The sequence below is a fragment of the Salinibacter sp. genome (genome assembly GCF_042218895.1).
Taxonomy (GTDB): domain Bacteria; phylum Bacteroidota; class Rhodothermia; order Rhodothermales; family Salinibacteraceae; genus Salinibacter.
On record NZ_JBDGQQ010000159.1, the window covers coordinates 1 to 13,655 of the forward strand.

12 protein-coding genes and 1 pseudogene are annotated in these 13,655 nt (G+C 64.1%); 9 read left to right on the forward strand and 4 right to left on the reverse strand.

Annotation, left to right across the window (positions count from 1 at the left end):
- Window positions 1–48: 48 nt before the first annotated feature.
- Window positions 49–567 carry a helix-turn-helix domain-containing protein gene (locus ABEL04_RS13130; protein ID WP_375802846.1) on the reverse strand — a complete coding sequence of 173 codons (519 nt, stop codon included), beginning with the start codon at window positions 565–567 and terminating at the stop codon, window positions 49–51.
- A gap of 460 nt (window positions 568–1,027) precedes the next feature.
- Between ABEL04_RS13130 and ABEL04_RS13135 the strand changes: the two genes are divergently transcribed.
- The 8 genes and pseudogenes from ABEL04_RS13135 to ABEL04_RS13170 all read left to right on the forward strand — a co-directional run.
- Window positions 1,028–3,496 carry a Lon protease family protein gene (locus tag ABEL04_RS13135; RefSeq protein ID WP_375802847.1) on the forward strand — a complete coding sequence of 823 codons (2,469 nt, stop codon included), beginning with the start codon at window positions 1,028–1,030 and terminating at the stop codon, window positions 3,494–3,496.
- Window positions 3,497–3,547: 51 nt separating this feature from the next.
- The gene (locus ABEL04_RS13140; RefSeq protein ID WP_375802848.1) at window positions 3,548–4,372 is read left to right on the forward strand and encodes a universal stress protein; all 825 of its coding nucleotides are present in this window, start codon (window positions 3,548–3,550) and stop codon (window positions 4,370–4,372) included.
- A 43-nt stretch (window positions 4,373–4,415) separates the two neighbouring features.
- Window positions 4,416–4,808 carry a hypothetical protein gene (locus tag ABEL04_RS13145; protein WP_375802849.1) on the forward strand — a complete coding sequence of 131 codons (393 nt, stop codon included), beginning with the start codon at window positions 4,416–4,418 and terminating at the stop codon, window positions 4,806–4,808.
- Between the two features lie 111 nt (window positions 4,809–4,919).
- Window positions 4,920–5,558 (forward strand): BBE domain-containing protein, encoded by a 639-nt coding sequence (locus tag ABEL04_RS13150; RefSeq protein ID WP_375802850.1) that lies wholly within the window; start codon window positions 4,920–4,922, stop codon window positions 5,556–5,558.
- Between the two features lie 126 nt (window positions 5,559–5,684).
- Complete coding sequence (locus tag ABEL04_RS13155; protein WP_375802851.1) at window positions 5,685–7,526, forward strand: serine hydrolase; 1,842 nt, start codon at window positions 5,685–5,687, stop codon at window positions 7,524–7,526.
- A gap of 79 nt (window positions 7,527–7,605) precedes the next feature.
- Window positions 7,606–7,863 carry an AbrB/MazE/SpoVT family DNA-binding domain-containing protein gene (locus tag ABEL04_RS13160; protein ID WP_375802852.1) on the forward strand — a complete coding sequence of 86 codons (258 nt, stop codon included), beginning with the start codon at window positions 7,606–7,608 and terminating at the stop codon, window positions 7,861–7,863.
- Entirely contained in the window at window positions 7,860–8,261 is a 402-nt protein-coding gene (locus ABEL04_RS13165) for a PIN domain-containing protein (protein ID WP_375802853.1), read from the forward strand. Before ABEL04_RS13160 ends, ABEL04_RS13165 begins: the two co-directional genes overlap by 4 nt.
- Before the next feature lie 111 nt (window positions 8,262–8,372).
- A pseudogene (locus ABEL04_RS13170) lies at window positions 8,373–8,900 on the forward strand (thiamine pyrophosphate-binding protein); the annotation flags it as partial.
- Between the two features lie 163 nt (window positions 8,901–9,063).
- On the opposite strand, the gene ABEL04_RS13175 reads toward ABEL04_RS13170, so the two are convergent.
- The 3 genes from ABEL04_RS13175 to ABEL04_RS13185 all read right to left on the reverse strand — a co-directional run bounded on the left by ABEL04_RS13175 (window position 9,064) and on the right by ABEL04_RS13185 (window position 10,922).
- The gene (locus tag ABEL04_RS13175; protein ID WP_375802854.1) at window positions 9,064–9,468 is read right to left on the reverse strand and encodes a hypothetical protein; all 405 of its coding nucleotides are present in this window, start codon (window positions 9,466–9,468) and stop codon (window positions 9,064–9,066) included.
- A gap of 336 nt (window positions 9,469–9,804) precedes the next feature.
- Window positions 9,805–10,227 (reverse strand): OsmC family protein, encoded by a 423-nt coding sequence (locus tag ABEL04_RS13180; protein WP_375802855.1) that lies wholly within the window; start codon window positions 10,225–10,227, stop codon window positions 9,805–9,807.
- A 305-nt stretch (window positions 10,228–10,532) separates the two neighbouring features.
- Window positions 10,533–10,922 (reverse strand): hypothetical protein, encoded by a 390-nt coding sequence (locus ABEL04_RS13185; RefSeq protein ID WP_375802856.1) that lies wholly within the window; start codon window positions 10,920–10,922, stop codon window positions 10,533–10,535.
- 945 nt (window positions 10,923–11,867) lie between these two features.
- Here ABEL04_RS13185 and ABEL04_RS13190 point away from each other — a divergent pair.
- Window positions 11,868–13,652 (forward strand): multiheme c-type cytochrome, encoded by a 1,785-nt coding sequence (locus ABEL04_RS13190; RefSeq protein ID WP_375802857.1) that lies wholly within the window; start codon window positions 11,868–11,870, stop codon window positions 13,650–13,652.
- Window positions 13,653–13,655: the final 3 nt, after the last annotated feature.

The following is a 13,655-nucleotide window of genomic DNA, read 5'->3' on the forward strand; positions in this document are numbered from 1 at the left end:
CGTCCAAAAAACCGAGCGTCCAGTCCTCATTCTCGTTCGCAAGCCGAATCAGGCGATCTCGCTGCTTTTTTTGAGCGCATATTGCGGATCCGGGCCATCGGTCCAGTCCTTGGCTCGCTGCCAGCTGTGGCCCATCTCCAAAATCGCCTGGCGAACTGCTTCGTGGCTCACGACTCGCTCGGTGAGTCCCTCCTCGAAGGCAACTTCCGCCAACAGCTCCAGCGTCCACGTTGACCGCTCCTTTGAAAACTCCCGGGGGCTCTGGTGGGCCAGTTCCAAGAGGGCCTCCCGCTTTTCTTCCCCGAAGATCCGATCCGGATCCTTTGGTCCCGGCTTCTCGCGGTATAGGCTCTCGACTCCCTCCTCATTGAACTCATGGATGGCGTTTCGAACCGTCTGGGCAGAACACCCGAGATCGTCGGCGATCTCTGGCGAGCGTCTTCCCCGAGAAGAAAGACGCACGATCTGGGCACGGCGTAGAGTAAAGGCCTCCTCCGACCGAAGAGCCTTCTCCAACTCATCTTGCTCAGAGTCGGTCAGGGAGCGAACAAACAGCGGAGGTCGCATGGCACCAATCGAGTTTTTGCACGAGCAGGAGGGAACTCCTCATTGGCTCAATCCCAAAATGATCCGTTGAACCTGCACTAGGGACAGGACAGCCGCGCGAAAGGACGACACGATACGACGGGGGTCTCTCCGGGGCCCCTCCGACTAGACCCCGACCAGCGGCGAATTCGGCCCCGCGAAGTTCCTCCTGCGGGCGGAAGAGCCGTCGTGGACAGCGTTCAGCCGACCGAATTTTGTCGCGACGGGACTGACACGCTGGCTCGCGCCCTCGGGAGGACTTGTCCGGCTGGCCGGGTGAGGTTTGTGTGAGGGCAGAGCCAGTGCCGAACTCCGGCCGACGCATTGCTTATTATTGCTGATCCCCGAACGACGTGTCGCCTCGCCAGTCTGGCGCGTCTGCCTGGCACGCACCCACGGCACCTCACCTCTCTTTCCGAACCGAGCCCCTCTGTTTGCACACATGATCGATCCGCTCGCCCCGGACGCTCTCCGCCAGCGATTCGACCCGTCCGACCTCGACTTCGACACGACCGATGATCTTCCCGCCGAGACGCAGGTGGTTGGCCAGGACCGAGCCATCGAGGCGCTCGACTTCGGTATGAACATCGACGCCGAGGGGTACAACGTCTTTGCCCTCGGCCCGGCGGGCACCGGCCGCCGCGAGCTCGTGCAGCACCTTCTGGAAGAGGAGGCGGCCGCGGAGGAAACGCCGCCGGACTGGTGCTACGTCAATAATTTCGACGACGAGCGCGAGCCGCGGGCCCTGACTCTGCCGGCGGGCCGGGGCTGTGAGTTCAAGGAAGACGTGGACCAGCTCATCGAGAACCTCCAGACAGCGCTCCCCGCGACCTTCGAGAGCGAAGAGTATCAGTCGCGCCGGGAGATGATCCAGGAAGAGGTACGGGAGGACCAGGAAGCCGCACTCGAGGACCTGCAGGAGCGGGCCCGCCAGGAAGGCATCGCGCTCATTCGCACCCCGCAGGGCTTCGTCTTCACGCCGATCCGCGACGGCGAGGTCATTCCTCCGGAGGAGGTCGAGTCCATGCCCGAGGAGGAGCGCCAGCAGGTCCAGGAGCAGATTGAAGAGTACCAGGATGAGCTCCAGCAGATCCTCCGCAAAGTGCCGGAGCACCAGCGCGAAGCCCGCCAGCGCGTCGAGGAGCTCAATAAAGAAATGGCGGCGCTCGCCATCGACGATCTGATCGACGCCCTGCGCGAAAAGTACGCGGACCTGGACGACGTCCTGGAGTTTCTGGACAACGTCCGATCCGACCTCATCGAGAATGTCGACTTTTTCGTGCAGGCACCGCAGCAGGGCGCGGATGCCTCCCAGCAGGGCCAAGCCCCGATGATGCAGCAACAGGGCCAGCAGGGGGGCGGCCAGCAGGCTCCGGCCCCGGATGGGGCGTTCTGGCGCCGCTACCGCGTGAACCTGATTGTCGACAACGAAGACACCGAGGGCGCCCCGGTGGTCTACGAGGACAATCCGAACTACCAAAACCTCGTGGGGCAGGTCGAACAGATTGCCCAGATGGGCGCGCTGGTTACGGACTTCAACCTGATCCGGCCCGGGGCGCTCCACGAAGCAAATGGCGGCTACTTGATCGTGGAGGCCCGCCAGCTCCTGACTCAGCCGTACGCCTGGGAAGGGCTGAAGCGGGCGCTCCGCAACAGCGAAATCCAGATTGAGTCGCCCGGGCAGGCGCTCGGCCTCATCCGCACGCTCACCCTGGAGCCGGAGGCCATTCCGCTCGACGTGAAGCTGGTGGTCGTGGGCGAGCGGTTGCTGTACTACCTGCTGGATGCCCTCGATCCGGACATGGAGCGCCTGTTCAAGGTGATGGCCGACTTCGACGACCAGATCGACCGGATCGAGGAGCAAGAGGCGGCCTACGCCGACCTCCTCGCCACCACCATCGAGGACCACGACCTCCAGCCCTTCGACCGCTCGGCGGTGGCGCGCGTGATGGACCGCAGCGTTCGGCTGGTGAGCGACACCGAGAAGCTCAGTGCCGAGGTCGAACAGATTCGAGACCTGCTTAAGGAGGCCCACCACTGGGCCCAACAGGACGAGGCCGACGTCGTGACGGACGAGCACGTTCAGCAGGCCATCGACGCCCAAATCTACCGCGCCGATCGCCTGCGCGAGCGTGTGCAGGAGTCCATCGAGCGGGAGCAGATCTACATCGACACGGACGGCGCGACGATCGGCCAGGTGAACGGACTGTCGTACCTCGAGGCTGGCGGCTTCAGCTTTGGAAGGCCCAACCGCATCACGGCCCGGGTGCGCCTCGGCGACGGGGAGATTGTCGACATCGAGCGCGAGACCGCCCTCGGCGGGGCCATCCACTCGAAGGGCGTGCTCATCCTGTCGGGCTTCCTGCAGGGACGATTTGCGCAGCGGTATCCCCTTTCCCTCTCGGCGAGCCTCGTGTTCGAGCAGTCCTACGGCGGCATCGACGGGGACAGCGCCTCCTCGGCCGAACTGTACGCCCTCCTCTCGGCCCTCGCAGAGGTGCCGCTCAAGCAAACCCTGGCCGTCACCGGCTCGGTGAATCAGCGCGGCGTGGTGCAGCCCATCGGGGGCGTCAACGAAAAAATCGAGGGCTTCTTCGACGTCTGCAAGGAGCGCGGCCTCACCGGCGATCAGGGCGTCCTTATTCCCGCCAGCAACACCGACAATCTCATGCTGCGCCCAGATGTGGTGGCCGCAGCCGAGGCGGACGATTTTCACGTCTACCCCGTGGAGACGATCGATCAGGGCATCGAGCTGCTAACGGGCATGGAGGCGGGGACCCGCGACGAACAGGGCGCCTTCCCAGACGATACAATTAACGGACGGGTGGAGGCCCGGCTCCGCGAGTTTGCCGACCGCCGGCGCCAGTTCGCGATGACGGACGGCCAGGCGGACGCTCCCCAGGAGGCGTAACCGCGTCACATTTCGAGTAGGACCATGACCGAGGAACCGTCCTCCCACCGCATGTTCCGTCGCATCCTCGTCGCCCTCGATGCCTCCCCGCATAGCCGGGCGGCGCTCCGGACCGCCGTGGGGCTGGCCGCAGATCTCGAGGCGGAATTGGAAGGGCTTTTCGTCAAGGACGAGAACCTCCTCCGGGCCGCCGAGCTTCCGTTCGCCGAGGAGGTGCGCGCCCACTCCGTGACCCCTAGGAGCCTGGACGACCGCCGTGTGCGGCGCCAGCTGCGCTACCAGGCCGAGCGCGCGGAGGCGGTCCTGCAGGAGGCGACCGAGCAGGCCGAAGTGTCGTACAACTTCCGTGTCGGGGAAGGGCACGTCACCCGCGAGCTGCTCCGGGCCGCCGAGGAGGCCGACCTTCTCGCCCTCGGCAAAACAAGCACCCGAAGCAGCCGGCGACGCCTGGGATCTACCTGCCAGTCGCTCCTGTCCGAGTCCCCGACGCCCGTGCTCGTGCTGCGGAGGGCCGTCCGCCAGCGGCGGCCGATCCTCACGTACTACGACGGCTCCGACACAGCGCGCTCTGCCCTGCGTACGGCGGCCAGCCTCGCGACCCGCGGCACCGCTCATCCCCTCAAGGTTCTCCTTCCCGCCGAGACGGAGGCCGAGGCGGAGCGCCTGCGCGACGACGTGCACGAGCAGTACGGGGATCTCGTCCCGCAGCTCCAGGCGCGTCCCCTCACGGAAATCGAGCTTCGCCGGCTCGGAACGCTCGCCCGGCAGGAGGGGCGGGGCCTCCTCGTCATGCCTGCTGATTCTCCGCCGCTGGACAGCACCCCGCTCCAGCGATTTCTCTACGAGATCGACCGTCCCCTCCTCATGGTCCGGTAGCCCGCTCGCCCGCCCACAACCCCCCGCGCCGACCTCTTGTCCCATGAGCTCCGTCGTCCGTCTCGTCCTGCGTCCCGACGAAGATGCGAAGGTCACCCCACTGGAGGTACTCCGGGATTTTGCGGATGCTACCACCGGCTGGGTCTACCTCGAAGAGGATTCGCAGCACTACGCCGAGATCAAAGACACCCCCGGAGTGGTCCTTCGCTACCGCGTCGACCCGTCTACTTTCGTCGATCTGGGCTTCGTCGGCTCCTCGGTCGGCGACGACACCGTGGAACTCGTCGTGTTAGATCGGCCCGATTCGGACACGCCCCTGTCCTCAGACGAGCGGACTACACTTCTCGACACTTTTCTCGACGCGATGCGTGACTACCTGAGCGCGCGGCCGGACCACGTTGTCCTTCAGGTGGAGCGTGACACCCTTCCGTCCTAATCTCCTCCACCGGTGGCGCCGATGGTGCCCTGAGGCACGCCTTGGGTGGGTTATGCTTTCGGGGACGGTTACACAGCCGTCGAACCTTGTGAGCGTGCCAGCCTCCTCCACGTGCCCCCGATCCCGGCCGTCCCCGAGGACTACCACGGCGAAACGGTGCTCGACTTCGTGGTCACCTACGCGGGAGATCCGGCGACGGGCGAGGAGGTGCTCCGGCCGCTCCGCGCGTTTGGCGATCCGATTCTCGACGCCGTCCGACCCCAGCCATACACGGCGCTCCAGCAGACCTTCGACGAGGGCGTCCCGAAGGGCCAGCGGTGGGACTCGAAGGCGCACTATCTCGACGCCCTCCCGGACGCGGCCCTCAACACGGTGGTGGGGCACGTCGATCCGCTCCCCGGTCCCTTCTCGATGGTCTACTTTGAGCCGATGGGCGGGGCCATCGGGCGCGTCGACCCGACGGCTACCGCGTTCCCGCACCGCGAGGCAGCGTACGGCTTTCACATCCTCACGGGGTGGCCCGACGCCGACCAGGACGCCGAGATCATGGACTGGACCCGCGAGTTTCACGACGCCATGACGCCGTACGCGAACGGCGGGGTGTACGTCAATCTCCTCGGCGCCGACGAGGAAGAACGCGTGCCGTCCGCCTACGGCCCGAACCACGACCGGCTGGCCCGGCTCAAAGACCGATACGACCCGGACAATCTCTTCCGGGCGACCCCCAACGTGGAGCCCGCGGCGGCCTGAGGAAACGGCCGGTTCGGCGAGATCTCCGAGCCGCAGAAGCCCTCCTTCCCATCCTTGTTCCTTCTCAGTCGCCGCTAGCCTCCGCCATTCCTTCCTGATCCTTTCCAACCAGCACGGATGTTCACTATGATCTCCATTTCACTCCGCTTTAGCCGTCTCCCCCCGTTCCGCTGGACCCTCGCGTGTCTTCTCGCGTCAGCACTTCTCGGTGGCTCCGCCGCGGCGCAGAAGGCCCCACTCTCGGAGCGACTCGAGGGCTTCGACAGCCAGATTCAGCAGGTGATGGACGACTGGAGCGTCCCCGGCCTTGCCATTGCCGTCGTGACGGACAGCACCGTCGTATGGTCGCGGGGCTACGGCGAGCGCAATGTGGAGGCCGACGCACCGGTAACCGACCGGACGCTCTTTGCCATCGGCTCCACAACAAAGGCCTTCACCGCCGCCGGGCTCGGGATGCTCCACGACGAGGGCCAGCTCGACTGGTCGACGCCGGTCCGGGAGTACCTGCCGCGCTTCACGATGCAGAACGAGTTCGCCACGAAGGAGATGACGCCGATCGACCTGCTCACCCACCGCTCCGGCCTGCCGCGCCACGACCTGCTGTGGTACGCGACCGACTACTCCCGCAAATCGCTGTTCCAACGGCTGCGTCATCTGGCGCCGAGCGCGTCCTTCCGCTCGACGTTCCAGTACCAGAACCTGATGTACATGACCGCTGGATACCTCGCCGGGGAGATCAGTGGACTCGGGTGGGAGACGTTCACGCGACGGCGCCTCCTCAATCCGCTCGGCATGGCGCGGAGCACCTTCTCGGTCGACTCGATGCAGACGACCGACGACTACGCCCGGCCCTACGGCGGCGACCGCGACACCATCGAGGCCGTCGACTACCACTCTCTCGACGCCATCGGCCCGGCCGGGGCGATCAACTCCAGCGTGTCGGAGATGACGGCGTGGGTGCAGCTCCTGCTGAACGATGGGCGGCACGGCAACACGCAGCTCATCGACTCGACCACCGTCGCGCAGCTGATCCGACCTCGCATCGTGCTGGAGGACATTCGCCCGTTCATGCCGGAGACGGGCGGCTCGCTCCTCTACGCCCTCGGCTGGTTCAAGGAGACGCACGGCGGGACGCGCCTGCTCTGGCACTCCGGCGGCATCGACGGCTTCTCGGCGATGGTCGGGATGATGCCGGAGCGAGAGGTCGGCTGGGTCATCCTCACGAACAAGGGCGGTACGCCCGCGCCGTCCGTGCTGCTGTACGAGCTGGTCGACCGCGTGCTGGACCGCGAGGGACCGAACTGGAATCAGCGCATCCGCGACTTCTACGCGCAACAGCAGGCCGAGCCGGACACTGCACGGTCGGACACGACCGAGGCGCCGTCCGACACGACGGCGGCCCCCGGGCCCTCCCATCCGCTCGGCGACTACGTGGCCACGTACTCGAACCCCGGCTACGGCACGTTCGAGGTCACGATGGAAGACGATAGCCTCGTGGGTCGGTATGGCCGGTTCAGCAGTACGCTTCGCCACAAACAGTACGATGTGTTCGAGCTACATCCCGAGGTCGGCGGAGGCGAGCAGACGTTCAAGGTCCAGTTCGAGAGTGCGATGGACGGGACCATCGACGAGGCAAAAATCCCGATGGAGTCGGCCGTTGATCCGATCGTGTTTGCCCGCACGGCCGACGAGGCACTTACGAGCACCAACTATTTGCAGCAGTTCACGGGCGAGTATGCGTTCCAGGGGCAGACCCTTACCGTGCGCCTCCGTGGCGACGACACCCTCACGCTCACCGTCCCCGGCCAGCCGACCCATACGCTGGAGCCGACGTCAGAGAACGCCTTCACGCTGAAAGACCAATCCGGCTTCCGCGTTGAGTTCAAGATGACAGATGGGACGCCCACGCAGATGGTGCTCCACCAGCCCAATGGCACCTTTACCGCGGAGCGGAAACAGTCGCAATGACCTTTCTCCACTTCGAAACTTGCGACGTTGACTAGAATACATTTTACTTACATGCAGAAATAAGAATAGACATAAGAGCATGCCGACCTCCACGCTCACGAGTCGCGGTCAAACGACCATTCCGAAATCCATCCGGGAGGCGCTTCAGCTCCGCCCCGGCGATCGCGTCGAGTTCATCCTTGAGGGCGACCAGGTGGTGCTCCGTCGCGCGGGGGCCGACCTGACAGAGCTCGACGGGATGATTGACCGCTCTGACCGCGAGCCCGCCTCCGTGGAGGAGATGGACGAAGCCATCGAGCGCGCCGCCGCCCGCAATAGCAGAAAGGACTCCACGTGACGGGAATAGACACGAACATCCTCGTCCGTTACATCACACGGGACGATCCGGAGCAATACCGAGCCGCGAAGTCGTTTCTGGAGTCGGACTGCACCCAGGAGGAGCCCGGGTACGTGAATGTGATCGTGCTGTGCGAACTCGCCTGGGTGCTCACCAGCGTCTACGACGCGACCGACGAGGAGCTGACGGGGGTCCTTGACCAGCTCTTGCGGACGCGGCAGCTCCAAATTGAGCGCCGCGATCAAGTGCGTCTGGCGCTGGGGCAATACAAGCGGAGTGCGGCGGGCTTCCCGGACTGTCTTCTCGGCCAGCTGAACCAACACGAGGGCTGTGAGGAAACCGTCACCTTCGACCAGGACGCCAGCGACATGGATGGGTGGCGCACGCTGGACGGCTAACGACGCCCGCAGTGGGAACCCGCGCCTGCGCAGTTCGAGACGTTTACGACCCCGCCGCCCACTCTCCCGCGCTCCCCCTTCCCTCTTCCCCCTTACCACTTACCTCTTCCCATGAAACGAACAGGAGCGCCCCTCGCCGTCCACGCTCTCGAAGAGCTCGGCGTCGAGCACACGTTCGGCATCCCCGGCGTCCACAACACCGAGCTGTACGACGCCCTCGGCGCGTCCGACCAGATTGAGCCCCTCCTCGTCACCCACGAGGGCGGCGGCGCGTTCATGGCCGACGGCGTCTCGCGCACGTCCGACTAGACCGGCACCCTCGTCATCGTCCCCGCCGCCGGTACCACCCACGCCATGAGCGGCATCGGCGAGGCGTCCCTCGACGGCATCCCGATGCTCGTGATCTCGGGCGGCATCCGGCGCGACACCGACCACCACTACCAGCTGCACGACGTGGACCAGGCCCGCGTGCTCGACGGCCTCATCAAGCAGTACACGCTCGTCGAGGACCACGACGAGGTGGTTCCCGCGATCTACGACGCCTACCGCATGGCGCACGAGGGTGAGCCCGGCCCCGTCTTCGTGGAGATCCCCGCCGAGATCCAGCTCTTCCGCGGCGCGGTCGAGTCGGTGCCCGCCTCCGGGCCCGCGCCTTCCCCCAAACCAACGATCTGGACCCGGCCGACGAAACCACGCGTCTCACGGAGGAGCTCGTCGCCCCCATCGCCGCGTTCCTTTAGGGCAAGAACGCGGTGTCGGCGGCACTGGTGACAAGGGGGGTAGGCAAGATCGTCGCAGCGAGTCACCGATCTTGGCCTTCCGGGCCTCCGTACTCCTCCCATTCTTCGCGGGAGAGCGCAGCCAGGGTGACGTAAATCGTGTCCCAATCCGGAAGGGTGTCCACGAATGCCCGGGCCTGCCAGGCACAATCGAAGACGTATCCCTGCCACGTGTCCTCCGGATCCTTCGAGAAATCGGCGGTCGTATCCATGAGTGGGCGCGTTTCCTCCTCCGTCAACTCCACACCCCCAATCCCGACCACCGCACACCCAGCCTCCTTAAGTTCCTCGATGAGGTCGCGAGCGTCCGGAACTCGGAGATACTGCTCGCCGCCCCGCGACACTCCTTTCTCCTCGAAGACCTGCTCGACCTTCTCCTGCGCATTCTTGACTTCTCCCCTCGATGAATCGAGGGGATTCTTCCTCACGGAAAAGACTTCCTGTTTCACAGGGCCTGCCTGAAGTCCTTTCACTTCAGGTCTTACATGCCCTCCGCAGGCATTAGAGGCCAAAGCCTCTCCCGTCAGCCCGACGGTACAGATACTCAAAAGCAAATTGTGTCATCCTTGGTTATCGGTATGACATCAAATGGTACCTAAAGGTAAGCTCATTGTTTTGTTAGGCTTGCGAGAGAGTTCCCGAACCGACAGGTTCATATCTCCCGGCTCAAGCCGGGAGTTTTCTCAGAGAGTACCCCTTCGGGGCAACTGCTCTCTCGCGCTCACTCAATACTATAACCGCGATTTCGATACAGTTTGTGTCTGCTACGCCGCGGGCGTTTCTTCCGGCCAGTGAAAAATGATCGGCGCATCGATGTCCGGATGGATGCTCTCGTCGACTGGGCAGTGGCGGGCGGCGCGCTCCAGCCGGGTCCGCGTCTGTTCGTCGAGGGCCACCGGCATCGTCACCTCCGTCCGGAGCGAGTCGATGCGGCGCGGGCCGGAGGCCATCTCCTTCTCAACGGTGACCTCGGTGCCTTCCAGATCGAAGCCCTGCTCTTCCGCCTGAATGCCCAGGATGGTAGCGATGCACGTCCCCAGCGCCGTGGCAACCAGGTCGGTGGGCGAGAAGGAGCGCCCCTCGCCGCGGTTGTCCTCGGGGGCGTCGGTGTTGAGCGTAACGCCGGACGGGACGTGTTCGGCGACGCAGCGCAGATCGCCGACGTACTCGGTGTCGATTTGAACCATGGGCAGAGAACGAGACGATTGGAAGATCAGAAGATTCGTCGGCCTGAACGGGACGTCCATCTCGTCGGATTCATCTCGTCCCGTACGACATTCTCGCTCCCCTTCGCTTGCGCGCCACACGCGGCCCGCAACCTGCTCGGCCCCGTGCGTCGCCAGCAGCATCCCTCTCTCGTACGGGCTCACTGTCACGGAGGTCAGGAAGAGGGACGCGTCGGCGACGTAGAGGGGGGGTCGAGCCCGTGCAGGCGCCGGTTCGAGATGCGACCACCTTGCCTCCCTGGCAGTCGCTTCCTCAGGCCCCTTCCTCACCCGAAAAGTCCATCCAGAAGAGCGTAGGCCGCCATTACCAGGAAGCCTGTCCCTACCAGCAACTGAGCCGCCACGCCCCACCCCCACAGCCAGAGGATCTCTTCTTCCCACCCCCCGCCGAAACGCTTGCTTCTCCAGAGCAGGTAGGCCACCCACAGGGCCATCCAGGCCGCAGTCGAGAACGTCAACGCTGCCGGGAACCGTCCAGACAGGGCCGAGGCCATCGCCGCAGTTGGGTACCACCCGGAAAGGAGGGCGGCGGTGAAGCTGAGGCCGACGGTGCCGGCGGCGAGAAGAAGGCTTCCCTCTACCTTCCGGGCGGTCCCGGATGCCGGAAGCCAACTTTCGGGGTCCGGAAGATACTTTTCGGGCAAGCGTTTGAGCATGACAGGGCGGGCACTCGTGGATGCTGTGCTCAAGCGTTTCTGAAAAGCCTCTTTCCGCCGACGCGCTTCTCTCACCGCCGGGCAGGGGCCTCCCCTCGTTTCAGAGATCGCTATCTTCTCCGGCCTTCCAGGTCGAAAATAACGGCTCCCACAGACTTCCACCATTTCCACACGTCATCGTTCGGGGCGGTCTGGCAGAAGACTGACCCTCCCGTTGGGTTCCGAATTATCGGAAAGGCCGCCCTCCCCCCTGACCGACACGGGACTGCTCCCGTCCCAACTTCTAGGGGTACCTACTTACCCTCTCCCAGGCAGCAGAGGCGCGCTCACTTAAGATAGAATCGTCTGATGAAAGGCCCGCAGCTTCCGGAATGATCACACAAGCCTGAGGCACCTGCCCGCGTTATCTGGACTCAGCTTGACGTCTGTCTGACGACCGGAAGGAGCTCCCCACAGGCGAACGGCCGCCCAATCGAGGTCGGAGCGGTGGGGGGGTATTTTTCATCCCTCGAGGTTGGGGAACGACGACGCTGAGTGCCACCGACCGTTGGCGCGATTGCTGAGCACCTATTTTTGGTTGCAATTTTCCGGGTTCTACCTCTTTTTCACAAATGGTATGCATCCGTAACATATCTCTTCCCCTTCTTGCCCGGTCAGGTCACATCCCTCAGGGGGTGCTCCGCCGGTCAAATCCAGCACACACGTCTCCGTAGGATGTCGTTCTTCAGGAGCACTTTCAGTACGCTTGGTCTGGTCCTCGGGAGCGTACTCGTCGTTCTTGCCTTCGGCCTGTACAGATGGACGCACGTGCGGGACGTCTCCCAAGCTCCCAGTCCGGTTCCGACGGCTCGCGCCTCAGCCGGCCAGTCCGCTTACCAGTCGTTTCATACCCCCTCCTTGTCCAAGGTGTCCGGCGGCGCAGAAAATCTGGTCCCGGACTCCCTCATGAAAAAGTGGAAGGCAAAGTCCCCAGAGACCAGGACTGAAGAGCTGGTGGAACAGATTGCCGACTCCGCACACCTGGCGCTCTATCAGGGACAGGACCCGAAGGATTATCCGTGGCAGGAGCAAGGCAAGTTTCCGTCCGCTGAAACCTGCGCCACCTGCCATCCCCGACAATACAAGCAGTGGTCCGCCTCGCCGCACGCCTACGCGCAGTTGAGCCCCGTCTTTAACGCTTTCAACGGGAAGCTCATCAAGCTCACGAACGGAACGATGGGGGACTTCTGCATCCGCTGCCACACGCCAACCGGCCTGAGCTTGGGCGAGAAGCCCTTCATGTCGAACATGAAGCGGCACCCCACCTCACGTGAAGGTGTCACCTGTGTCGTGTGCCATCGTCTCAAGATGCCCTACGGCAAGATCAGCGGACGCTTCGCGATGGTGAAGGGGGACATCTTCACTCCAGTGTTCGGACCGAAGGGAGGGGAGGAAGTGAAGCGCGTGACTGAGAGCGACTCGTTTCAGGTTAACACGAAACGCGGGCGCACCGGGCGCGCAATGCATAAAGACGCCATCGAGTTTGCTCAGATTAGTGAGCCGGCGTTCTGTGGCACCTGCCACGACGTGAATGCCCTCACGGGCTTCCGGCTGGAGGAAGCGTTTAGTGAATACAAGTCCACGCCCGCCGCGGATCGGAGCGTCTCGTGTCAGGACTGTCACATGGGCAAGAAACCCGGCGTGGATGGGGGCTATACGCGCGGCCCTGCGGCCATCGTCGGCGGGAAGCCGACGAAAGAACGCAAGCTTTCGAACCACATGATCGCAGGCCCCGATTACCCCATCGTCCATCCCGGGATTTTTCCCCACAACGTGCGGGCCGACAGAATGGCCTCCATCCAGGAGTGGCTCAAGTTTGACGTGGAGGCGGGTTGGGGCACGGATTCCTTCGAGAAAAACGTTCCGGAGGGGTACGACTTCCCTAAGCGCTGGGAGTACGCTGCCGACCGCTACGCCGCGCGGGAAGTCATCGAAGAGAATCAGAATCTCCTGAAGAGGGCGAAAAAGAGGCGAATGGCTGTCATGCGCGCCGGGTTCAAGCTGGGAGAGATCAAGTTGACAGAGGCCGACTCGGACGAGCTGGCCTTTAAGGTGGCAGTGCGCAATGGCACGACCGGCCACAACGTCCCTACCGGGTTCGACGCCGAGCGCATCATCTTCCTGCAGGTGCGCGTCACCGACGCCAACGGGAAACAGGTCTTCGTCTCCGGCGACCGTGACCCCAATGGCGACCTGCGCGACCTGCACTCGCTTTACGTGCACAACGAAAAAATGCCCCTCGACAAGCAGCTCTTCAGCCTGCAGTCGAGATTCCTGACGCGCATGGTGCGAGGGGGTGAGCGGGAGCAGATCCTGGCGGTGAACTATTCCGGGAGTCCGCTGCCCTTCGTCCGCCCGCCCACCCGCTCCACCTTGCTGACGGGCCGCCCGACCGGTGCCCGGAAGCACCGCCGAACGATTAGTCCCAATGATGAGGCATGGGCGGACTACGAGGTGCCCGAAGAGAATCTGGAGGGCACCACGCCGCCCTACACCGCCCGCATTAAGCTGATCGCCCAAATGGTGCCGGCCAACCTGATCTACGCGATTAAAGATGTTGGCTTCGACTACAACCTGTCGCCTCGGGAGGTGGCCGACCGAGTAGTGGAAGGCGCCCTGACGCTCTACGACTGGAAGGTAAAGCTGTCCCCCGAGGAGCGCAAGGCGAAAGTCGTGTCCAAGACGCCCTAGCAC